Annotated in this window: 20 protein-coding genes; 9 read left to right on the plus strand and 11 right to left on the minus strand. The window is 63.7% G+C overall.

The genetic code is table 11. The annotated features are described in order from the left end of the window. Positions 1–40: 40 nt before the first annotated feature. Genes xylB through HOY34_RS05270 form a run of 8 tightly spaced genes read right to left on the minus strand, consistent with a single transcriptional unit; the run spans position 41 to position 9656 of the window. Complete coding sequence (gene xylB / locus HOY34_RS05235; protein WP_172360511.1) at positions 41–1486, minus strand: xylulokinase; 1446 nt, start codon at positions 1484–1486, stop codon at positions 41–43. A gap of 60 nt (positions 1487–1546) precedes the next feature. Beyond that, a complete protein-coding gene (locus HOY34_RS05240; protein ID WP_172360513.1) occupies positions 1547–2488 on the minus strand; it encodes an ABC transporter substrate-binding protein in 942 nt (313 codons plus the stop codon). Between the two features lie 46 nt (positions 2489–2534). After that, positions 2535–3521 carry an ABC transporter permease gene (locus HOY34_RS05245; protein ID WP_172360515.1) on the minus strand — a complete coding sequence of 329 codons (987 nt, stop codon included), beginning with the start codon at positions 3519–3521 and terminating at the stop codon, positions 2535–2537. After that, positions 3518–5038, minus strand: coding sequence for a sugar ABC transporter ATP-binding protein (locus tag HOY34_RS05250; RefSeq protein ID WP_172360517.1), 1521 nt, complete (start codon positions 5036–5038; stop codon positions 3518–3520). The genes HOY34_RS05245 and HOY34_RS05250 overlap by 4 nt, the downstream gene beginning before the upstream one ends. Beyond that, a complete protein-coding gene (locus HOY34_RS05255) occupies positions 5035–6168 on the minus strand; it encodes a Gfo/Idh/MocA family protein (RefSeq protein ID WP_216654646.1) in 1134 nt (377 codons plus the stop codon). The genes HOY34_RS05250 and HOY34_RS05255 overlap by 4 nt, the downstream gene beginning before the upstream one ends. Positions 6169–6184: 16 nt before the next feature. After that, positions 6185–7237 carry a sugar phosphate isomerase/epimerase family protein gene (locus HOY34_RS05260; RefSeq protein ID WP_172360519.1) on the minus strand — a complete coding sequence of 351 codons (1053 nt, stop codon included), beginning with the start codon at positions 7235–7237 and terminating at the stop codon, positions 6185–6187. 38 nt (positions 7238–7275) lie between these two features. Continuing rightward, positions 7276–8580 carry a xylose isomerase gene (xylA, locus tag HOY34_RS05265; protein ID WP_172360521.1) on the minus strand — a complete coding sequence of 435 codons (1305 nt, stop codon included), beginning with the start codon at positions 8578–8580 and terminating at the stop codon, positions 7276–7278. Beyond that, positions 8577–9656 (minus strand): LacI family DNA-binding transcriptional regulator, encoded by a 1080-nt coding sequence (locus HOY34_RS05270; RefSeq protein WP_172360523.1) that lies wholly within the window; start codon positions 9654–9656, stop codon positions 8577–8579. Before HOY34_RS05270 ends, xylA begins: the two co-directional genes overlap by 4 nt. 214 nt (positions 9657–9870) lie before the next feature. Here HOY34_RS05270 and HOY34_RS05275 point away from each other — a divergent pair, with 214 nt between their 5' ends. Genes HOY34_RS05275 through HOY34_RS05290 form a run of 4 tightly spaced genes read left to right on the plus strand, consistent with a single transcriptional unit; the run spans position 9871 to position 14935 of the window. Further along, positions 9871–11124 (plus strand): sarcosine oxidase subunit beta family protein, encoded by a 1254-nt coding sequence (locus HOY34_RS05275; protein ID WP_172360525.1) that lies wholly within the window; start codon positions 9871–9873, stop codon positions 11122–11124. Positions 11125–11134: 10 nt separating this feature from the next. Beyond that, positions 11135–11422, plus strand: coding sequence for a sarcosine oxidase subunit delta (locus HOY34_RS05280; protein ID WP_172360527.1), 288 nt, complete (start codon positions 11135–11137; stop codon positions 11420–11422). After that, a complete protein-coding gene (locus tag HOY34_RS05285) occupies positions 11419–14370 on the plus strand; it encodes a sarcosine oxidase subunit alpha family protein (RefSeq protein ID WP_172360529.1) in 2952 nt (983 codons plus the stop codon). The genes HOY34_RS05280 and HOY34_RS05285 overlap by 4 nt, the downstream gene beginning before the upstream one ends. After that, on the plus strand, positions 14363–14935 hold the full coding sequence (locus HOY34_RS05290; RefSeq protein WP_172360531.1) for a sarcosine oxidase subunit gamma: 573 nt from the start codon (positions 14363–14365) through the stop codon (positions 14933–14935). Before HOY34_RS05285 ends, HOY34_RS05290 begins: the two co-directional genes overlap by 8 nt. 165 nt (positions 14936–15100) lie before the next feature. On the opposite strand, the gene HOY34_RS05295 is transcribed toward HOY34_RS05290, so the two are convergent. Then, the gene (locus HOY34_RS05295; protein ID WP_172360533.1) at positions 15101–16108 is read right to left on the minus strand and encodes a GlxA family transcriptional regulator; all 1008 of its coding nucleotides are present in this window, start codon (positions 16106–16108) and stop codon (positions 15101–15103) included. 160 nt (positions 16109–16268) lie between these two features. On the opposite strand from HOY34_RS05295, the gene HOY34_RS05300 reads away from it, so the two are divergent. The 3 genes from HOY34_RS05300 (at position 16269) to rpmB (ending at position 18422) form a co-directional block, all read left to right on the plus strand. Then, positions 16269–16922, plus strand: a complete 654-nt coding sequence (locus HOY34_RS05300; RefSeq protein WP_172360535.1) for a helix-turn-helix domain-containing protein — start codon at positions 16269–16271, stop codon at positions 16920–16922. A 22-nt stretch (positions 16923–16944) separates the two neighbouring features. After that, positions 16945–17922, plus strand: coding sequence for a methylmalonyl Co-A mutase-associated GTPase MeaB (gene meaB, locus HOY34_RS05305; RefSeq protein WP_172360537.1), 978 nt, complete (start codon positions 16945–16947; stop codon positions 17920–17922). Positions 17923–18134: 212 nt separating this feature from the next. Then, positions 18135–18422 (plus strand): 50S ribosomal protein L28, encoded by a 288-nt coding sequence (rpmB, locus tag HOY34_RS05310; RefSeq protein ID WP_172360539.1) that lies wholly within the window; start codon positions 18135–18137, stop codon positions 18420–18422. A gap of 200 nt (positions 18423–18622) precedes the next feature. Here the strand turns inward: rpmB and HOY34_RS05315 are convergent, their stop codons facing one another. Further along, the gene (locus tag HOY34_RS05315; protein WP_172360541.1) at positions 18623–19069 is read right to left on the minus strand and encodes a pseudoazurin; all 447 of its coding nucleotides are present in this window, start codon (positions 19067–19069) and stop codon (positions 18623–18625) included. Positions 19070–19288: 219 nt separating this feature from the next. Between HOY34_RS05315 and dcm the strand changes: the two genes are divergently transcribed. Further along, complete coding sequence (dcm, locus tag HOY34_RS05320; RefSeq protein ID WP_172360543.1) at positions 19289–20485, plus strand: DNA (cytosine-5-)-methyltransferase; 1197 nt, start codon at positions 19289–19291, stop codon at positions 20483–20485. Then, positions 20478–21014: a very short patch repair endonuclease gene (locus tag HOY34_RS05325; protein WP_172360545.1), complete on the plus strand. Its 537-nt coding sequence runs from the start codon at positions 20478–20480 to the stop codon at positions 21012–21014. The genes dcm and HOY34_RS05325 overlap by 8 nt, the downstream gene beginning before the upstream one ends. On the opposite strand, the gene HOY34_RS05330 is transcribed toward HOY34_RS05325, so the two are convergent. After that, positions 20948–22012 carry a 3-deoxy-7-phosphoheptulonate synthase gene (locus tag HOY34_RS05330; protein WP_172360547.1) on the minus strand — a complete coding sequence of 355 codons (1065 nt, stop codon included), beginning with the start codon at positions 22010–22012 and terminating at the stop codon, positions 20948–20950. The genes HOY34_RS05325 and HOY34_RS05330 overlap by 67 nt on opposite strands. Positions 22013–22065 lie beyond the last annotated feature (53 nt).

The following is a 22065-nucleotide window of genomic DNA, read 5'->3' on the forward strand; positions in this document are numbered from 1 at the left end:
GGGCGACGCCCCCCTGCACGAAGCTGTGGGGGGGGCAGGTTCAGCCTGCCAGCGCCGGATAGAGCGCGCGGAATCGCGCATAGGCTGCGGCGAATTCCGGGATCAGCGCGGTATCGGGCGTGATGGTGCGGGCTATGGCGGGGGCGGTGCAGATGCTGGCCGGATCGGCCCCGGTGACCGCCATCAGACCCAGCCGTGCCGCGCCAAAAGCTGCGCCGAAATCGCCGCCGACCGGCAGATCGACCGGCAGATCCAGCGTGGTGGCGATCACCTTCAGCCAATAGCTGGAATTCGAGCCGCCGCCGACCGCGACCAGCCGATTGATCCCGGCCCCCGCGTCGCGCAGCGCGGTCAGGTTGTCGGCCAGCGCAAAGGCCACGCCCTCCATCACGGCGCGGGTCAGGGCCTTGCGGTCGGCCTCATGACCCAGCCCGGTGAAGGCCCCACGGATTTTCGCGTCGTTATGGGGTGTGCGCTCGCCCGAGAGATAGGGCAGGAAGGTCGCGGCCCCGGGGGCGACGAGTGTTTCGCCCAGCTCACGCGAGAGGTCGGCGGCGCTGGCCCCGGTGATCCCGGCATACCAGTTCAGCGCATCGGTCGCCGAAAGGATCACCCCCATCTGGTGCCAGCGGCCCGGCAGGGCGTGGCAGAAGGCATGCACGGCGCTGGCAGGCAGCGGGCGGAAGGCGTCATTGGCGGCAAAGACCACGCCCGATGTGCCAAGGGAAACAAAGGCCTGGCCCTCCTGGACCATGCCCATGCCGATGGCTGCGGCGGCATTGTCGCCCGCACCGCCTGCGACGATGACCGGACCGCTGAGGCCCCAGTCTGACAAGAGGCCCGCGCGCAGCTGCCCGCCGGGGTCTGATCCCTCGACGAGGCGGGGCATGTGATCGCGTGAAAGCCCGGTGGCGGCCAGCAGATCATCGGACCAGTCGCGTTTGGCGCAATCAAGCCAGCTGGTGCCCGAGGCGTCTGACATTTCAGAGATATGCTCGCCCGTCAGCCAAAGGCGCAGCGCGTCCTTGGGCAAGAGCACTTTGGCGCAGCGGGCGAAGATCTCTGGCTCATGTGTGGCAAGCCAGGCCAGTTTCGGCGCGGTAAAGCCGGGGAAGACGATATTGCCGGTGATGGCACGGAAACGCGGATCGGCGTCCAGCCGGGCGGCCTCATGGCTGGCGCGGGTGTCGTTCCACAGGATCGAGGGGCGCAGCGCCTGGTCGGCGGCGTCATAAAGCGTGGCGCCATGCATCTGCCCGGACAGGCCGATGCCGCGCAGGGCGGCAAACTCGCGCGGATGGGCGGCGCGGACGGCGGCGACGGCCGTCTGGCAGGCCTTGATCCAGAGCGCGGGGTCTTGCTCGGACCAGCCGGGATGCGGGCGCGAGACCGGCGTGTCGGCGGTGGCCGAGCCGATAATCCGTTGAGCGTCATCCATCAGCAGGGCGCGGATGCCCGAAGTGCCAAGATCCAGTCCGAGATACATCTGTCGCCTCATGGTAAATGCCCCGGCCTGAATAAGGCCGGGGCGGGTGTTACAGCAAGATCAGAACGGGCTGTCGGGGTAGTAATAGGTGGCGGCGTTGTCCGGCGTCACCAGCACCGAGCCGATGATGAAATCGCCCGAAACCGGGGCCTGAGACACCAGGCCGACGGCGGTGATCTCAATCGCGGTTGCGATCATCGCGGGCGGATAGGTGACATTTGCCGGGATCATCGCATCGCCATCCATGGTGCGTTTGACCATCTCTTTCATGCCCGCGCCGCCGAGGACGAATTTGACATCCTTGCGGCCAGCGGCCTCGATTGCGGCCAGCGCGCCCAGTGCCATATCGTCATCTGACGCCCAGACCGCGTCGATTTCCGGGTATTTCGACAGGAAATCCTGCATCACGGTGAAAGAGTTGTCGCGGTTCCAGTTGCCATGTTCGGCGGCCAGAACCTCGATGCCAGAGCCCTCAATCGCGCCCTGGAAGCCCTCCAGCCGTTCGTTGTCGATGGTGGTCGGGATGCCGCGCAGCACCACGATCTTGCCGCCATCGGGCATGTGCGATTTCATGAACTCGCCCGCGACGCGGCCGAAACCGGGGTTGTCGCCCGCGACATAGAGGTCCTGGATGCCCTCAACCGCGAGGCCACGGTCAACCACGGTCACCCAGGCGCCCGAGGCTTTGACATTTTGCACCGGGCCGGTCAGCGGCTCTGATTCAAAGGGCAGAACGACCAGGGCGCTGATCTTGCGGGTGGCCAGCATGTCCTCAATGTCATTGACCTGTTTGGCCGGGTCGGATGCGGTGGCGAGAACGAAATCCAGTTCCGGATAGGTCGCCTCCAGCCGTTCAACGGTGGTTTTGGCGAAATAGTTCATGCCGCCCGCCCAGCCATGGGTTGCCGCCGGGATCGACACGCCGATCACTTTGGTGTCCTGGGCCATGGCCGGGCCGCCAAGTGCGACCGCCAGTGCAAGTGCTGATACGAAATGTTTCATGGCTTCTCCTCCCTAGAGATAACGCTTTGAAAATTATGGGCCAGGATCACTGGCCCGCTTTGCTTCCGCGCTGCAAAACGACAGCGAGGATGATGATCGCGCCCTGGATTGCGCCGTTCAGATAGGGCGAGACGTAATCGGTCAGGTTCAGCAGATTGCCGATCAGCACCAGGATCAGCACGCCGACAACCGTGCCCCAGACGCGGCCAAAGCCGCCCTTCAGCGCGGTGCCGCCGATGATGACGGCGGCAATCGCCTCCAGCTCCCACAAAAGGCCGGTGGCCGATGAGGCAGAGCCGAGGCGCGGCACATACATGATGACCGCGATGCCCACCAGGCCGCCCAGCATCACATAGGTCAGCAGCCGCACGCGGGCGACGCGGACCGAGGCATATCTTGCCACCTGGTCGTTCGAGCCGATGGCGGCGCAATGGCGGCCAAAGGCGGTTTTGCGCATCAGCACCTCGCCCAGGATCACCACCAGGGCAAAGACGATGATCGGCCAGGTGATACCGAAAATGCCGCCGTAATAGACCGGCTGGTAAAAGCTGCGCAGGCCGAAATCCAGGCTGAGCGTGCCGCCATCGGCAAGCCAGGTGACGAGGCTGCGATAGATGCCCATTGAACCCAGGGTGACGATGAAAGCCTCGATCCCCAGCCGGGTGATCAGAAGGCCGTTGATCAGCCCGGCGATGATCCCGGCCCCCAATGCCACCGCCATGCCGACCAGAACGATGGGCACGCCCACCCCCATTTTCGGCAAAAGCGTGTTCATCACCAGGATCATCAGCCCGGCCACGAAAGCCGCCATCGATCCGACCGAAAGATCAAGCCCGCCCGAGGTGATCACGAAGGTCATCCCCACCGCGATGATGCCGATAAAGGCCGATCGCGCCAGCACATTGGTGATATTGTCGAGGCCGAGGAAATTCGGGTTCATCAGCGCACCCGCGATCACCAGGATCACCAGCGCAAGGATCGGGCCGATCACGCTCATCTGCAGTTTGCGGGCGGGGGAGGCCGCTACACTCATTCCGTCAACTCCTTTTCGGGGGCCAGTTCAGGGGCTGCCTGGCCGATCCCCATGGCGAGGCGCACGATGGCCTCTTCGGTGGTATTCGCGCCTGTCAGCTCGCCTGCGATCCGGCCCTGGCGCATGACGAGGACCCGGTCGGAAAGGCCGATCACCTCTTGCATCTCGGATGAGATCACCACGATGGCGCGGCCCCTGCGGGCGAGGTGGCGGATGAATTCATACATCTGCTGTTTGGTGCCGATATCGATGCCGCGGGTTGGCTCGTCGATCACGATGATCTCAGGTTCTGAAAGCATGGTCCTGGCGAAAAGCAGCTTTTGCTGGTTGCCGCCGGAAAGATGCCCGACCGTCACCTCACGCGAGCCGCGAATGTCGAAATCGCGGATCGCCTGGTCAAGCGCGGCCTCTTCGGCGCCCGTATCCAGCAGGCCATGGCTGAATTTGTGCAGGGCCTGCAGGGTCAGGTTCTCGCGCATGCCTTTTTGCAGCAAAAGCCCACGCGATTTGCGGTCTTCGGTCAGATAGCAAAGCCCGCGCTCCAGCGCCTGCCAGGGGTGGCGGATGGTGACGGGCTGGCCCTTGATCCGCACCTGGCCCGTGGCCGGGCGCAGACCCGCAAGCCCCTCAAATGTCTCAGTTCGGCCAGAGCCGATCAGCCCGGCGATGCCGAGGATCTCGCCCGCCCGCAGCGTCAGGCTGATGTCATGCGCGAAGCCCGGCACGTCCAGCCCGCTGATCTCCAGCACCACTTCGCCCGGTTGGCTGTCTTTGGGCGGGTAGAGGGTGCTCATCTCGCGCCCGACCATCGCCTCGGCCATGCCATGCTCGTCCATCGCCGCGGCAGGGCCCGACCAGATGACCTGGCCATCACGCATGATCGTCAGGTCATCTGCGATCTCTTTCACCTCATCCAGCTTATGCGAGGTGAACAGAACCGCCGTGCCCGCCGCCCGTAGCGCGCGGACCTGTTCGATCAGGATCGCAGTCTCGGCGCGGGTCAGCACGGCGGTCGGCTCGTCCATGATCAGAACGCGGGTCTCACGCGAGAGGGCGCGGGCGATCTCGACCATCTGCTTGTCGGAATTCGACAGGCTGGAGATGGGGCGATCCGTGTCCACCCGGCATTGCAACCGGTCCAAAAGCGCCCGGGCTTTGGCCCGCATCGCGGCTTTGTCGAGGAAGGGGCCGCGCTTCAGCTCGCGCCCGAGGAAGATATTTTCCTCGACCGACAGATGATCGGCCAGGTTAAATTCCTGATGGATCATCGAAATCCCCGCCGCCTCGGCCGCGCCGACCGAGGCGAAGGTGACGGGCTTTCCATCCAGCAAAACCGCCCCTGATGAGGGCGGCTGATAGCCTGCAAGGATCTTCATCGTCGTCGATTTGCCCGCGCCATTCTCGCCGATCAGCGCATGAACGCGCCCCGGTGCCAGCGCGATGGAGATCGCGTGCAAAACCTCAATCGGGCCAAAGCTGCGGCTGACGCCCTGGAGGGAAAGCGTGGCTTCGGTCACAGCGCCACCCAGGCGGCATTGCCCCGTGACGAGCGGATCGCGGCGTCTATAAAGCGCATGCCCGCCATGCCCGCCGCGATCCCCGGCAAAAGCCCGGTGTCGGGGGTCTGGCCGCTGTCAGCGGCGCGGATGGCGCGTGCGGCCTCGGTGTAGATATTGGCGAAACCCTCAAGATAGCCCTCCGGGTGGCCGCCCGGCGTGCGGCTGACGGCATTCGCCGCCGCCGATGCCCCGGCGCCGCGCCGGGTCAGCAGGCGTTTCGCGCCGCCAAAGGGGCTGTGCCAGAGGTAATTCGGATCCTCCTGGCCCCATTCAAGCCCACCTTTTTCGCCGAAAATCCGCAGCCGCAGGCCGTTTTCGCAGCCGGGTGCCACCTGGCTGCACCACAGGATGCCGCGTGCGCCGCCCTGCATGCGCAACAGGATATTGGCGTTGTCATCGACCTGGCGGCCGGGCACGAAACTTTGCAGATCGGCGGCCAGGCTTTCGACCGCAAGGCCAGAGACGAAACAGGCCAGGTTATGCGCATGGGTGCCGATGTCACCAATCGCGCCGCCTGCGCCCGAACGCGCCGGATCGGTGCGCCAGCCCGCCTGTTTGTTGTCTGCGCCTGCGTCCTCGGTCAGCCAGTCCTGGGCGTATTCGACCTGGATCAGGCGGATCTTGCCCAGCTCTCCGCTGGCCACCATCTCGCGGGCCTGGCGGATCATCGGATAGGCGGTGTAATTATGGGTCAGGATGAAGAGCGCCTTTGATGCCTTCACCGCCGTCTCAAGCCTGGCCGCATCCTCCATCGTTGCGGTCAGCGGCTTGTCGCAGATCACATGGATGCCGTGCTGCAGGAAGGCCATCGCAGGCCCGGCGTGCATATGGTTCGGCGTCACGATTGAGACCGCGCGGATGCCGTCGGGGCGGGCGGCTTCTTGCGCGGCCATTTCCTCATAGCTGCCATAGGTGCGATCGGGGGCCAGGCCAAGCGCCAGCCCGCTTTCCCGCGCCCGTTCCGGCGTTGACGAAAGCGCCCCTGCCACCAGGTCATATTCGCCATCAATGCGGGCGGCGATGCGGTGGACGGCCCCGATAAAGGCATCCTTGCCGCCGCCAACCATTCCGAGTCTGATCTTTGTCATCCTGTCTCAGCCCCCCTTACAGCCCCAGCATGCGGCGATTGGCGGCCTGATCGGTGCCGCCGTCGGCGAAATCGTCAAAGGCCTTGTCGGTGACGCGGATGATGTGCTGTTTGACGAATTCGGCCCCCTCACGCGCGCCATCCTCGGGGTGTTTCAGCGCACATTCCCATTCGACCACGGCCCAGCCGTCGAAGTCATTGGCGGCCATTTTTGAGAATACCGCGCCGAAATCGACCTGGCCGTCGCCTAAGGACCGGAAGCGTCCGGCCCGGTTCACCCATGACTGAAAGCCGCCATAGACGCCCTGCCGCCCGGTCGGGTTGAACTCGGCATCCTTGACGTGGAACATGCGGATGCGGTCGCGGTAAATGTCTATATTGTCGAGGTAATCCAGGCATTGCAGCACGTAATGCGAGGGATCGTAAAGCATGCAGGCGCGGGGATGATTGCCGGTGCGTTCCCAGAACATCTCATAGGTGATGCCGTCGTGCAGGTCTTCGCCGGGGTGGATCTCATAGCAGATATCGACGCCGCAGTCCTCGGCGTGATCGAGGATCGGCTTCCAGCGGCGGGCCAGCTCGTCAAAGGCGGTTTCGACCAGACCCGCCGGGCGCTGCGGCCAGGGGTAGACAAAGGGCCAGGCCAGCGCGCCAGAGAAGGAGGCCTGCGCCGTCAGCCCCATGTTCCTGCTGGCGCTCAGCGCGTTTTTCACCTGGGTCACCGCCCATTCCTGCCGCGCCTTGGGGTTGCCGCGCACCTGGGGCGCGGCAAAGCCATCAAAGGCCTCATCATAGGCGGGATGGGTGGCGACCAGCTGGCCCTGAAGATGGGTCGAAAGCTCGGTCACCACGACGCCATTCGCTGCCGCTATGCCTTTGAATTCGTCGCAGTACTCCTTGCTGGTGGCGGCAAGATCCAGATCGATCAGCCGCCCGTCCCAGCTGGGCACCTGCACGCCCTTATAGCCGATGTCAGCGGCCCATTTCGTGATGCTGTCCCAGGAATTGAACGGCGCGGCATCGCTTGCGAATTGCGCCAGGAACAGGCCTGGCCCTTTGATCGTTTTCATGGTCTCTCCTCCCCAGGTTTGACCGTTTCAGCGGTTGGTCAGACGTAGCGGTTGACCAGGTTTTCCAGAATTTCCTGCCGGCCCGAGACGGGCTGCGGATCAAGCCCGGCTGCCTCGGCCTGGTCAGCGATCCCGGCAAGCGTTGCGCCTTTGGCCAGCATTGCCTGGGCATCAGCACGTTGCCATCCGGCATAGCGGGCCTTGCGGGCCTCTTCCAGGCGGCCCTCTTCCAGCATCTTTGCTGCCGCTTTCAGGCCCCGCGCGCAGACATCCATCGCGCCGACATGGGCGGCGACCAGATCCACCGGATCCAGCGACTGGCGGCGCAGTTTTGCGTCGAAATTGGTGCCGCCGGTGGTGAAGCCGCCCGCTTTCAGCACCTCATAATAGGCCAGCGCGGTCTCAGAGACATTGTTGGGGAACTGATCGGTGTCCCAGCCGGACTGGTAATCGTTCCGGTTCATGTCGATCGAGCCAAAGATGCCAAGCGTCCGCGCGAGTGCCAGCTCATGCTCGAAGGAATGGCCGGCAAGGATCGCATGGCCCTGCTCGATGTTCAGCTTTACCTCATTTTCAAGGCCATAGCGTTTGAGGAAACCGTAGCAGGTGGCGACATCGAAATCATATTGATGCTTGGTCGGCTCCTGGGGTTTCGGCTCCAGCAGGATTGCGCCTTTGAAGCCGATCTTGTGCTTATGCTCGACCACCAGGTTCAGGAAGCGGCCCATATGGTCCAGCTCCTGGCCCAGATCGGTGTTCAGCAGTGTCTCATAGCCCTCACGCCCGCCCCAAAGCACATAATTTTCACCGCCCAGGCGATGGGTCACCTCCATCACGCCGCGCACGACAGAGGCCGAATAGGCGAAAACATCCGGGTCGGGGTTTGAGGCCGCGCCCGCCATGTAGCGGCGGTTCGTGAACAGGTTCGCGGTGCCCCAAAGCAGCCCTGGCCCGCCTGCCTCCATCTTCGCCTGAAGGTAATCGGCGATCTCTTCCAGCCGGGCGCGGCTTTCGCGCAGATTGCTGCCCTCGGGGCGGATGTCATGGTCGTGGAAGCAGTAGAAGGGCACGCCCAGAATGCGGAAAAGGTCAAAGGCCGCATCGGCACGGGTCTTTGCCAGTGCCATCGTGTCGGCGGGGAACCAGGGGCGCTCAAAGGTGCGGCCGCCAAAGGGATCGCCGCCCTCCCAGGCGAAAGAGTGCCACCAGGCGACGGCAAAGCGCAGGTGATCCTCCATCCGTTTGCCCAGCACGATTTCGTCGGGGTTGTAGTGACGATAGGCGAGGCCTTCTGCCTCGGGGGCATATCTGACCGGGGCGATGGCGCTGAAATAGCCGCTCATGGGGTCTCTCCTGCAGCCAAAGGGGCGGGGGCCGTCAGGGGCAGGGCCGCCGGAAGGTTGTCTTTGACGTAAATCGTGGGCGTAATATCGCGGGCCGGATCAGGCAGTTCGCGCCCATCGGCCAGCGCCTTCATCACATCGACCGCCAGCGCGATTTCCTGGGCGGGTTTCTGGTCGATCACCGCATCGACCAGGCCGGATTCCAGCCCTGCCCGGGTCGTGGGCGTCAGGTCATGCATGATGACAAAGGGGCGCGGCCCGCTGATCCGGGCGAGGATGTCGATCAGCCCGCGATTGCCGGCGCCGATGGAATAGATGCCGCTGATGGCAGGGGTTTTCGCCAGCGCCGCCGTGACGCGCTGACGCATCAGATCGTGACGGTCATCGACGACCACCGCCTCCAGCAGCTGTTGGCCGCTGCCATCCAGCACGGCTTTTGCGCCCATAAGCCGGTCGCGGTGGTCGCGGGCGCTCATGGCGCCGATGATGGGCAGGATCAGGCCAGGGTCGGTTGCGGGCCGCGCCATATGGGCAATCCGCATCAGCCGCCCGGCGGTGCGACCCGCGATGATATTGTCGATGCCGACATAGGCGGCGCGGATGTCAGCGGCGGCATCGCCGACCAGCGTCACCACCGGGATATGGGCCGCGCTGAGGGCAGCAATCGCGGCAGAGATGCGGGGCGTCTCGGTCGCAACCACCGCAACGGCGTCACAGTCGCGGGGCAGTTCTTCCAGTGCGCGTGCCAGGGCGTCGCTGTCCAGAGTTGGCACCTCAGTCAGCGAAAAGCGGATACGGTCAATGCGGCGCAGGCTGGCCTCGGCCTCGACCGCCTGACGCAGGGCGCGGAAAAAGCTGTGATCGCCGCCGGGCAGCAGAAAACGGAAATGATAAATGCGCCCGCGCGACAGGTTCGCGGCATGCAGATCACGCTCATACCCGAGCGTCTCGATGGCCTGCAGGACGCGGCGCGTGGATTTCTCGGCGACATTGCCGCGTGCGTTCAGAACACGGTCGGCCGTCGCATAGCTCACGCCCGCAGCCCGCGCCACATCCTGCAGCGTCGGCTTGCGCATTCGATTCTCCTCCCGCCGATCAGAAGAGATGAGGGAATGATATACGTCAATCATTTTCTGACAGACGTCTGTCATCCTGCCATTGCCTGGCGTGCGGTGGGGGGCGGAAGGGAATTTCGCCCGATGTCCGAAATGGAAGGGTCGTTGTCTGAAACAAGAGGGTTCAGGCCCGCGAAAATCCTGAAACTGGGGGAAGTTTCGGCGCGGGGATGTGATGCGATACTCTGGCTTTAAGGTGATCAAAGAGGCCCTGACCGGCCATAAGGGCTGGACGCCCGCCTGGCGCGACCCGGAGCCGAAAAAACACTATGATATCATCATCATAGGTGGCGGCGGGCATGGGCTGGCGACGGCCTATTATCTGGCGAAGATCTTCGGCCGCGCCAATGTTGCGGTGCTGGAAAAGGGCTGGATCGGCGGCGGCAATGTGGGGCGGAACACGACGATCATCCGCTCGAACTATCTGCTGGACGGGAATGAGCCGTTCTACGAGTTTTCCATGAAACTCTGGGAAAATCTCGAACAGGATTTCAACTATAACGCCATGGTCAGCCAGCGCGGCGTGCTGAACCTTTGCCACACGGATGCGCAGCGTGACGCGATGCGCAGGCGCGGCAATGCGATGCGGCTGAACGGGGTCGATGCAGAGCTGCTGGACCGCGAACAGGTTCGCCAGATGGCGCCTTTCCTGAACTTCGACAATGCGCGCTTTCCGATCAAAGGCGGTCTTTTGCAGCCGAGGGGCGGCACCGTGCGCCATGATGCGGTGGCCTGGGGCTATGCCCGTGGCGCCGATCAGCGCGGCGTCGACATCATCCAGAATTGCGAGGTCACCGGGTTCAAAATCGAAAACGGCAAGGTGCTGGGCGTGGAAACCACCCGTGGTTTTATCGGCGCGAATAAGATCGGCTGTGCAGTGGCGGGATCCTCGGGCAAGGTCATGGCCCAGGCGGGCATCCACCGCCTGCCGATTGAAAGCCATGTGCTGCAGGCCTTCGTGTCGGAAGGCCTCAAGCCGCTGCTGCCGGGCGTCATCACCTATGGCGCGGGCCATTTCTATGTCAGCCAATCCGACAAGGGCGGCCTGGTGTTTGGCGGCGATATCGACGGCTACAACACCTATGCACAGCGCGGCAATCTGCCGGTGGTCGAGGACGTCTGCGAGGGCGGCATGTCCCTGATGCCGATGATCGGCCGCGCGCGGCTGCTGCGCATCTGGGGCGGTATCATGGATATGTCGATGGATGGATCGCCCATCATCGACAGGACCGATATCGACGGCCTCTATTTCAACGGCGGCTGGTGCTATGGCGGGTTCAAGGCGACGCCCGCCAGCGGCTGGTGCTTTGCGCATCTGCTGGCCAATGATCAGCCGCATTCCGTGGCGACGGCCTATCGGTTCGACCGGTTCCGCAAAGGGCTGATGATCGACGAAAAGGGCATGGGCGCCCAACCCAATCTGCATTGAGGACCGTGAGATGATTATCAATCACCCGCTGCTGGGGCCGCGCGACTCGCAGGAATTTGTTTACCTGGGCGATGCCTCGCTGATCGACCGCCCGGACTGGCAGGCCGAAGGCGCGGTCGATGCCTTCTATGAATATCTCTATCAGCGCGAAAACCCCGCTGGCCTGCACCAGGAGCTGTGGTTCCACGAGCAGGGCGACCGCTCCTGGCTGGTCGTGACCCGCAACACGCTGACCCATGAGATCACCAAAGTCGAACTGGCCCGCGATGTGGCCCGCAGCCGGGGGCGCTCAAAATGAGCCAGAAGAACCGTCTTTCCGGTGGGTTGCTGAACCGGGCAAAGCCGCTGAACTTCACCTTCGATGGTGCCAGCTATCAGGGCTATGAGGGCGACACGCTGGCCTCGGCGCTGCTGGCCAATGGCGTGCGGCTGATGGGGCGCTCGTTCAAATATCACCGCCCGCGCGGGCCGATATCTTCGGGTTCGGAAGAGCCGAACGCGATTGTCGAATTGCGCACGGGGGCCCGGCAAGAGCCGAATACCCGCGCCACCATTGCGGAATTGTTTGAGGGGCTGTCGGCGAAAAGCCAGAACCATGTCGGCTCGCTGAAATTTGATTTTCTGGCGATCAATGATCGGCTGTCGTCCTTCTTCGCGGCGGGGTTCTACTACAAGACCTTCATGTGGCCGAAGGCGTTTTGGGAAAAGCTGTATGAGCCGATGATCCGCCGCGCGGCAGGGCTTGGCAGCCTGTCGATGCAGGACGACCCGGATCATTATGACAAGGGTTTCCTGCATTGCGATCTGCTGGTGATCGGCGCGGGTCCGGCGGGTCTGGCGGCGGCGCTGACGGCGGGGCGCTCGGGCGCAAGGGTGATCCTGGCGGATGAGGATTTCACGCCGGGCGGGCGGCTGAATGCCGAGACATTTACCCTGGGCGATGCCTCGGGGGCTGACTGGGCCAGGGCGGCGATTGCCGAGCTTACCAGCCTGCCGAATGTGCGCATCCTGACCCGGACGGTGGTGATCGGCGCCTTTGATCACGGCATCTATGGTGCGCTGGAGCGGGTCTCGGATCACATCGCAACGCCTGCAAGCGGCAAGCCGCGCCAGATCCTGTGGCGGATCTACAGCCAACGCGCCGTGCTGGCCGCAGGCGCGACCGAACGCCCGATTGCGTTCAAAAACAACGACCGCCCCGGCGTGATGCTGGCCGGTGCGATGCGTGCCTATGCCAATCGCTGGGCCGCGACGCCGGGCCAGACGGTCGCCGTTTTCACCAATAACGACGATGGCTTGCGCACGGCATCGGATCTGCTGGCGAAGGGCGTGAAGGTCGCCGCCGTGATCGACAGTCGGGCCGATGGTCCCGCTTTCACGGGTGCCGAGCACCTGCGCGGCGCGGTGGTCACGGATGCAAAGGGCCGCCTTGGCCTGTCCTCGATCAAGGTGAAACTGGCCTCGGGCGAGACCCGCCAGATCGCCACCGAGGCGCTTGGTGTCTCGGGCGGCTGGAACCCGAATGTGCATCTGACCTGCCATCAGCGGGGTCTGCCGGTCTGGAACGCAGAGCTTGCGGCTTTCGTCCCCGGCACGCTGCCCGTCGGAATGGTGGTTGCGGGGGCGGCCAATGGCCAGCTTTCAACCGCAGGTGCTCTGGCCTCTGGCGCAGCCGCCGCAGGCCAGGCGCTGGAAGGACTTGGTCTGACGGTGAAATCCGCCGACCTGCCCCAGGCCGAGGACGCACCGATCCGCGTCACGCCCCTCTGGTATGTGCCCCACAAGGGCCGCGCCTGGCTGGATCAGCAGAACGATGTCACCGTCAAGGATGTCAAACTGGCGCATCAGGAGGGCTTCCGCTCGGTCGAGCACCTGAAGCGCTATACCACGATGGGTATGGCGACCGATCAGGGCAAGACCTCGAATATCTCGGGCCTGGCGGTCATGGCAGAGATGACCGGCAAGTCGATCCCCGAGACCGGCACCACGATCTACCGCCCGCCTTATACGCCGGTGCCGATTGCGGCCTTCGCGGGTCGCTCGGCTGGTGCCGATTTCCGCCCTAAACGCCTGACGCCCAGCCATAAATGGGCAGCCGAACAGGGCGCGGTCTTTGTCGAGGTCGGCATGTGGATGCGGGCGCAATGGCTGCCGAAAGCGGGGGAAACCCATTGGCGCCAATCGGTCGACCGCGAGGTGCTGGCAACCCGCGGCTCGGTCGGCATCTGCGATGTGACAACCTTGGGAAAGATCGACGTCCAGGGCCCGGATGCGGCAGAGTTCCTGAACCGCATCTATTGCAATCCCTTTGGCAAGCTGCCGGTCGGCAAGGTCCGCTACGGCCTCATGCTGCGCGAAGACGGCATGGCGATGGATGACGGCACCACGGCGCGCCTCGCCGAGGATCATTTCGTCACCACCACCACCACCGCGAATGCGGTCGGCGTCTACCGGCATATGGAGTTTTGCCGCCAATGCCTCTGGCCCGATCTGGACGTGCAGATCATCTCGACCACCGAGGCCTGGGCGCAATTCTCGGTCGCCGGCCCCAATGCGCGGAACCTGCTGCAAAAGATCGTCGACCCCGAACATGACATCTCGAACGAGGCCTTTCCCTATATGGGCTGCGGCGAAATCACCGTCTGCGGCGGGTTTCGCGCGCGCCTCTTCCGGATCTCCTTCTCGGGCGAGCTGGCCTATGAGATCGCGGTCCCGACCCGCTACGGCGACGGGCTTGTGCGCGCCATGATGGAGGCGGGCCGCGAGTTCAACGCGGTCGTCTATGGCACCGAGGCGCTTGGCGTCATGCGGATCGAAAAGGGCCATGCGGCGGGGAATGAACTGAACGGCACCACCTCGGCGCTGAACCTCGGCATGGGCGGCATGGTCAACAAGAAGAAAGACTCGATCGGCTCGACGCTCTCGGAGCGTGAGGGGATGAACCAGGCGGAGGCGCTGAATCTGGTGGGCTTCCAGCCGGTTGATCCGTCGAAGTCGCTGCTGGGCGGGATGCATTTCATCAACCAGGGCGCAGAGGCCAATGCGAGAAACGATCAGGGCTATATGACCTCGGTCGCGTTCTCGCCCAGCCTCGGCCATTCCATCGGCCTCGGCTATCTGAAAAACGGGGCGGCCCGCAAAGGCGAGACCCTGCGTGCCGTGAACCCGCTGGCGGGCGAAGAGGTGATGGTAAAGGTCGTCTCGGCCCATTTTGTTGACCCGGAAGGAGAACGGCTCCGTGGCTGATCATCGTTTGAAACCGATCACCCAGCTGGGGGGCGATACGCCCCGCAAAGACAGCTTTCCCGGCCTGACCATCTCTGAGCGCACCGATACCGCGCTGGCCTCGCTGTCAGCGCGACAGGGGAAACCGGCACAATTCCAGGCGACAGCGAAGGCCTTCTTCGGCTTTGATCTGCCGGGGGCGGGGCGGGTGGCCACGGGTGGCGTTTATACAGCCATCTGGACTGGCCAGGATCAGTGGTTCATTGAGGCCCCATTCGCCAGCCATGAGGATATTGCCCCGATCCTGAAGAAAGGCTTTGGCGATACCGCATCCATCACCGAACAGACCGATGGCTGGGGCGGTTTTGATCTGCAGGGCCAGGGCTGCATCACTACGCTTGAGATCCTGTGCAACCTGGACCTGGGTAAAATGGCTGCTGACAGTGCCAGCCGCACCGTGATCGAACATCTGGGCTGTATCCTGATTTGCCGCGAGACAGGTCAGCACTATACTGTCTATGGCGGCCGCTCCTCGGCGGCGTCGCTGCATCATGCGTTGGTGACGGCTGCGAGATCGGCGCTCTGACGTCGAAGGCAGTGAGGTTGAAATGTCGCAGAGGGGGCGCTGCCCCCTCGCGGCTTTGCCGCTCTCCCCCGGGATATTTAGAGACAGATGAAAAGGAAAAGATGATTTCATCTGTCTCTTAAATATCCCCGCCGGAGGCTTCCTCAGCCAGCCAGAAGCCTGCGGTCAGATCGCGGGAAGCGGCGCGTTTTCTGTTACCCGGAACTTGTTGGCCTTTTTGCGGTCTTCCTGCGGGGTCACGCCGAAGGCTTGCTGGTAATGACGCACCAGTGGCGTCGTGCTGGTATAGCCCACCGCCAGCGCGATCTCTGTGATGGTGTCGTTTGAATAGAGCGCCATCTGTCGTGCCTTTTTCAGTCGCAGGAGGCGGTAATATTTTAGCGGGCTTTGCCCGGTTGAGCGCTTGAAAGAACGGTCGAACTGGCGTGAGGACAGGTCCACCGCCTCGGCCACTTCGGCGATCTGGATCGGATCCTCGATATGTTCCGCGAAAAGCCGGATGGCGCGGGCGACGGGGGCGGGCAGCATATCCTCTGTCCGGTCCGAGCGCAGGGCCGGGGTCTTTTGCCCCACATCCTCGCCGCGCACGAAAGGGTGCTGGAACCAGCAGGCGACCTCGGTCATGGCCTCAGGGCCCAGTTGCTGGTCAATCAGGCGCAGCATCAGGTCGAACACGGCTGTCGCGCCTGCTGCGGTCAGACGACCGCGGTCAATGGTGATCACCTTTTCCGAGGCGATCACATCGGCGAATTCGGCCCGGAATGCAGCCTCATAGCACCAATGGACTGAGGCCTTATGTCCTTCCAGCAGCCCGGATCGCGCCAGCGGAAAGATCCCGCCCGAAAATGCGCCTATCTCAGTGCCATGCCGTGCCAGCCGCCGCAGCGCCGCATTCGAGCCCCGCGCATTCACAAACCGTCCCGAGGGGCCGGACAGGATGTAAAGCTGGTCGAACCCCTCGCAATCGGCCAGCGCGAGATCCGGGTCAAAGCCGACCTCTGCCGAGGAAACCACCCGCTGCCCGCTTTCGCCGACCACGCTCCAGCGAAAAGCCCGCTTGCCGGTGATCTCATTGGCGGCCCGCAGCGGCTCGATGGCCGATGTCAGGCAGGCCATCGGAAAGCCAGGAAAAATCAGAAATCCCAGATGCAGACAGTTTTCATCCTGGTTCATGTTTCTTATTCTCTCAGGAAACATATGCCGTTAGGATAGTCACAGTTTGCCCGGCCGCTGCAAGAGCTGCCGCAAGGGCTGGCGCAAAGAGTTGTCGGTATTATTGGCCGCCTGGCCGATTTAAGGGGTTATCGTGGCAGAACACGACGAAAGGAATCTGATGAGCACCCGATCCGGAAAAGCCGAGCCCGCCCGCGCCCTGTCGCAAGACCCGCATCGGGTGTCAGAGCCGCGCGAGAAGGTGCTTGAGGTGGCAATCGGCCGCGCGGTTCGCAATTTCCGCCACCAGAAGGGGATGACGGTTGCCGATCTGTCAAAACAGACCGGGCTGTCGATCGGCATGGTCTCAAAGATCGAGAATGGCATCACCTCGCCCTCGCTGACCACGCTGCAGGTTCTGGCGCATGCGCTGTCGGTGCCGCTGACCTCATTTTTCCGCCGTTATGAGGAGAACCGCCAGGTCATGCATGTGAAGTCGGGCGAGGCGGTGGTGACCGAACGCGCCGGAACCCGGGCCGGGCATCAATACAGCCTTTTGGGCCATATCGGAGAAAACGCCTCGGGTGTGATTGTTGAGCCCTATCTGATCACCCTGACAGAAGAATCGGATATTTTCCCGACGTTTCAGCATGATGGGATCGAGCTGCTCTATATGCTTGAGGGCGAGGTGGTGTACCGCCATGGCGATCAGACCTTTCTGATGCAGCCCGGGGACAGTCTGTTCTTTGACGCCGATGCGCCGCATGGGCCCGAGGCTCTGAACAAATTGCCGGCCCGCTATCTGTCGGTGATCTCTTATCCGCAGGCCAGCTGAGCACTCAGACCAGGAGCAGGGGATGGATGTCGATGGAATGGCCGCAGCGATTCTGGCCGGTGACCGGCGGGCGCTGGCGCGGGGGATCACGCTGATCGAAAGTGCGCGGCCGGACCACCGCGAACAGGCGGTGACGCTGATCTCAGCCCTGCGCGGCGCCGGGCGGCAGGCCCTGCGGCTGGGGCTGTCGGGCACGCCGGGGGTTGGCAAATCGACCTTTATCGAGGCCTTTGGCATGAAGCTGGCCGATCAGGGCAAGCGGATCGCGGTGCTGGCGGTTGACCCGTCCTCGGCGCGCTCGGGCGGCTCGATCCTGGGCGACAAAACCCGGATGGAGCAGCTTTCGCGCCACCCCAACGCCTATATCCGCCCCTCGCCCAGCCAGGCCCATATGGGCGGCGTCGCGCGGCGCAGCCGTGAGGCGGTGGCGCTTTGCGAGGCGGCGGGCTTTGACCTGGTGTTGATTGAAACCGTGGGCGTCGGCCAGTCTGAGACGATGGTCGCCGAAATCTGCGATATTTTCATCCTGCTGATGGCCCCGGCTGGCGGGGATGAGCTGCAGGGCGTCAAGCGCGGCATCATGGAAATGGCCGATATGATCCTTGTGAACAAGGCCGATGGCGAGCTTTTGACCACCGCCACCCGCACGGTTGCCGATTATGCCGGGGCGCTGCGGCTGTTGCGCAAACGGGCGCAGGATCCCCAGGGGTTTCCAAAGGCGATGCCGGTTTCGGCCTATAGCGGCGCGGGGCTTGACCGTGCCTGGGATGAGATTTCGGGCCTTGCAGACTGGCGGCGCGAGCATGGGCATTGGGCGCTGCGGCGTGCAGACCAGGCGGCGCATTGGTTTCGTGAAGAGGTGCGACACGGCCTGCTATCCGTGCTGGAGCGCGAGCCCGCGCGCGGCATTTTCCAGCGCCTGGCGGTGAATGTGGCCGCAGGCGAGGCCAGCCCGGAGGCCGCCGCCCGGCAGATGCTGGCCTCTTTGGGGCGGGGTTAAGGCCCGTCACCGATGGAGGTGCGGAATTTCTGCGAATTCCGCCCATCAGAGGGGGGCTGATGCAGGTGAATCGCTTGACGCGGCCCCGGAATCCCCGTATTTGCCCCAGGATCGAATTCGGACGGCAGGGATTCTCCCTGTGCTTTGTCCTTTGAACAGCAGCGCAAGCTGACCATAAACAGCGAAAGCTGAACAGACTGAAGGATACCGCAATGTCGCGCGTCTGCGAACTGACTGGCAAAGGCCCGATGACCGGCAACACGGTCAGCCACGCCAACAACAAAAACCGTCGTCGTTTCCTGCCGAACCTGAATGAGGTTTCGCTGGCATCCGACACGCTGGGCAAAACCTTCACCCTGCGCATCTCGGCAGCTGCTCTGCGCAGCGTCGATCACCGCGGTGGCCTGGATGCCTTCCTTGCCCGTGCAAAAGATGCCGAGCTGTCGAATGACGCGCTGAAAATAAAGCGTGAAATCGCAAAAGCGAACGCTGCAGCCTGATTGATCGCCACTTCGGTGGCGCTCTCGGCCGGATCTCAGATCCTCACCCCGATCGGTTCAACCGGTCGGGGTGTTTCCTTTTGCGCAGGCCATTGCGGCCCCGGCTTTGCCCCGGCGGGCGTTGGCGGGGGCTGGGTGGCGGGGGCTGAACGCAAAACGCCGCCCGGCTGGCGGGCGGCGTTCGGGCCTGGTGGCTGTGGTTACTGCACCTGGTCCAGCGCGGCATCCATCCTCTCTCGGGCTTTCTTCGGCATTTTGGTGGCTTTCAGGGGCTCAATTTGCGCTGCCAGATCTGTGGGGGCCTCGCCCACCTGGATCACCATCACCATGCCCATCGCGAAATGCGGCGTGCATTTGACGCCGTAGATGCCGGGCTCGGTGACGGTCACATCCAGCTCCTGGTTGATCTTGCCTTTGAACACTGCCGCGCCTGGCGGAATCATCTCTTTGATCGCCTCGACGTTGTGGCTTTTGTCGGTGGGGATGAATTTGATCACGTCACCCGGTTCGGCGCGGATATAGTCGGGCTCGAACACCATGGTGCCTGCGGCGCCTTTGTTCAGCATTTTCACCTCATGCTCGGCCGCAAGGGCGGGCGAGATTGCTCCGGCGGCCAGCATGGCCAGGGCGAGGAGGACGGTTTTCATGGATAACTCCCATAGATCCGGGGTGCGTGCGGCATCTGCCGACCCCGCCGCAGGGCTAACGCGGCGCAGGCGCCCCGACCTTGAGCCAGGTCAAATCCACCCCGCCAGAGGCTGCGGCGGGGCGTCGCAGGCTGCGGCCATCATGCGTGGGAGCATTGGTTGCGAAAGGGGGAAACCTGTCATAATGTCAGAAAAATTCCCAGGAGAAGCCAGGCCCCGATGCAGACCGAATTTGAGCTTCTTCTGGCCCAGGCAGGCTGGACCGTGCCCGAGGCCGCCCGGCGTCTGGGCTATTCCGAGGGTCATATCTACCGCTGGAAACGGGGCGAGGAACCCCCGCGCGAGGCCGTGCTGACCGTTTTACGGGCGGCAGCCCAGCCTGCACCCGAAGCAGATGGCTCATTCACATTCATCGACCTTTTCGCGGGCATCGGCGGCCTTCGTCGCGCGATGGAGGCGGCGGGCGGGCGCTGCGTCTTCACCTCGGAATGGGACCGTTTCGCGCAAAAGACCTATCACGCGAATTATCCCGACAACCGCCCCATCGCAGGCGATATCCGCGAGGTTGATGCCGCTGATGTGCCCGCCCATGACGTGCTGGTCGCGGGCTTTCCCTGCCAGCCGTTTTCCATCGCGGGCGTGTCGAAAAAGAACGCGCTTGGCCGGGCGCATGGCTTTGCCGATGAAACCCAGGGCACGTTGTTTTTTGACGTGGCGCGGCTGATAAAACACCATCGTCCGGCGGCGTTTTTGTTGGAAAATGTCAAAAACCTGCAAAGCCATGACAAGGGCAATACCTTCGCCGTGATCCGCCGGGTGCTGAGCGAAGAGCTGGGCTATCAGCTGTTCACAAAGGTGATTGATGCGGGCCATTTCGTGCCCCAGCACCGCGAGCGGATCGTGATGGTCGGCTTTCGCCAGCCCGTCGATTTTGCCTGGGAGCAGCTGGATCTGCCTGCCTATGGCAGCCGCCGCCTGGGCGCGATCCTGCATCCCGGCAACGGGACTGAGGCGCCCGAGGGCCATTTCACCACCGGCCCCGATGCTGTTGTCAGTGAGAAATACACGCTGACAGACAAGCTGTGGCGCTATCTGCAGGATTACGCGGCCAAGCACCGGGCCAAGGGCAACGGCTTCGGCTTTGGCCTGGTGGGCGAGGGCGATATCGCCCGCACCCTCTCGGCCAGGTATTACAAGGACGGGTCAGAGATCCTGATCCGCCAGCAGCCGGGCAAAAACCCGCGCCGCCTGACGCCCCGCGAATGCGCGCGGCTGATGGGCTATGATGACAGTTTCCGCATTCCGGTCTCTGACACCCAGGCCTATCGCCAGTTCGGAAACTCGGTCGCGGTGCCGGTCTTTGCCGAGGTGGCGCGGCAGATGCGCCGCCACATCCTTGCGCTGAAAGATGGCTGACATCCACAGCCCTGCGGCGCGGCGGCGCAATATGCAGGCGATCAGGGCGGCGGATACAAAGCCCGAGATGACCCTGCGCAAGGGGCTGTTCGCGCTTGGGTTTCGCTATCGCCTGCAGGTCAGGGCACTGCCGGGGCGGCCCGATCTGGTCTTGCCGAAATACCGGGTGGCGATCTTCGCCAATGGCTGTTTCTGGCATCTGCATGGCTGCGATCTGTTCCGCTGGCCCGCCACCAGACAAGAGTTCTGGCGCGAGAAACTCGGCGGCAATCAGGCCCGGGATCTGCGCAATCAGGCCGCGCTGCGCGATCAGGGCTGGCGGGTGGCGGTGGTCTGGGAATGTGCGCTGAAGGGGCGCGGTCGCCTGGCCGAGGGCGAGGTGATCCGCCAGCTGGCCGCCTGGATCCTCGGCGGCGGCCAGCATTTTGAGATCGGGTCTCAGGCCAGTTTTCGGGCCAGTTTTCAGGCCAGTGCGGTTTCGGGGGATTTGACCGCATCGGCCAGCCCGTCCAGCAGTTCGACCGTCTGATCCCAGGAGATGCAGCCGTCGGTGATCGACTGGCCATAGACCAGGGGCTGACCCGGGATCACCTTTTGCGCCCCGGCGACCAGGTTGCTTTCGACCATCAGCGCCCGGATGCGGCGCTCGCCTGCGCGGATGCGGGCGGCGATATCGGCGACGACGCCGGGCTGGCGGGCGGGATCCTTGCCGCTGTTGGCATGGCTGGCGTCGATCATCAGGCCCGGATCAATCCCGGCTTTTGCCGCCGCCGCCATGACGGCCTCGACATCTTCGGCGCTGTAATTCGGCCCTTTCGAGCCGCCCCGCAGCACGACATGGCAATCCTGGTTGCCGCTGGTGCGGGCGATTGCGGCGCGGCCATCGGCGGTGATCGCCGGGAAGCTGTGCTGGCCCCGCGCCGAAAGGATCGCATCCAGCGCCATCTGCACAGAGCCGTCGGTGCCGTTCTTGAACCCCACCGGGCAGGACAGGCCCGAGGCCAGCTGGCGATGGATCTGGCTTTCTGTGGTCCGCGCCCCGATTGCGCCCCAGGCGATCAGATCGGCGAAATACTGCGGCATGATCGGGTCGAGGAACTCGGTCGAGGCGGGCAGGCCGAGGCTGTTGATGTCCAGAAGCAGGCGGCGCGCCAGCGGCAGCCCGTCCTCGATCCGGTCCGATCCGTCAAGATGCGGGTCGTTGATCAGCCCCTTCCAGCCAACCGTGGTGCGCGGCTTTTCAAAATAGACGCGCATCACGATTTCCAGCTTGTCGGCATGGCGTTTGCGCTGTTCGGCCAGGCGGTGGGCGTAATCCATCGCCGCCTTTGGATCGTGGATCGAGCAGGGGCCGATCACCACCAGAAGCCGCTGGTCACGGCCCGCAAGGATCTCTCGGATTGCGGCGCGGCTTTGGGCGACGGTGGCAGAGACCGCCTCATCACGGGGGATGGCGGTGGCCAGCTCGGCGGGCGAGGGCAGGGGGCGCAGTTCTTCGATGCGCAGATTGTTGGTCTCGGTGGGCATTTTGGTCCTTCGGTCTTTCCTTTTGGGTCTGACCGAGGCCCCGAAAAACGGAA

Source organism: Pseudogemmobacter hezensis, assembly GCF_013155295.1.
GTDB classification, from domain to species: domain Bacteria; phylum Pseudomonadota; class Alphaproteobacteria; order Rhodobacterales; family Rhodobacteraceae; genus Pseudogemmobacter; species Pseudogemmobacter hezensis.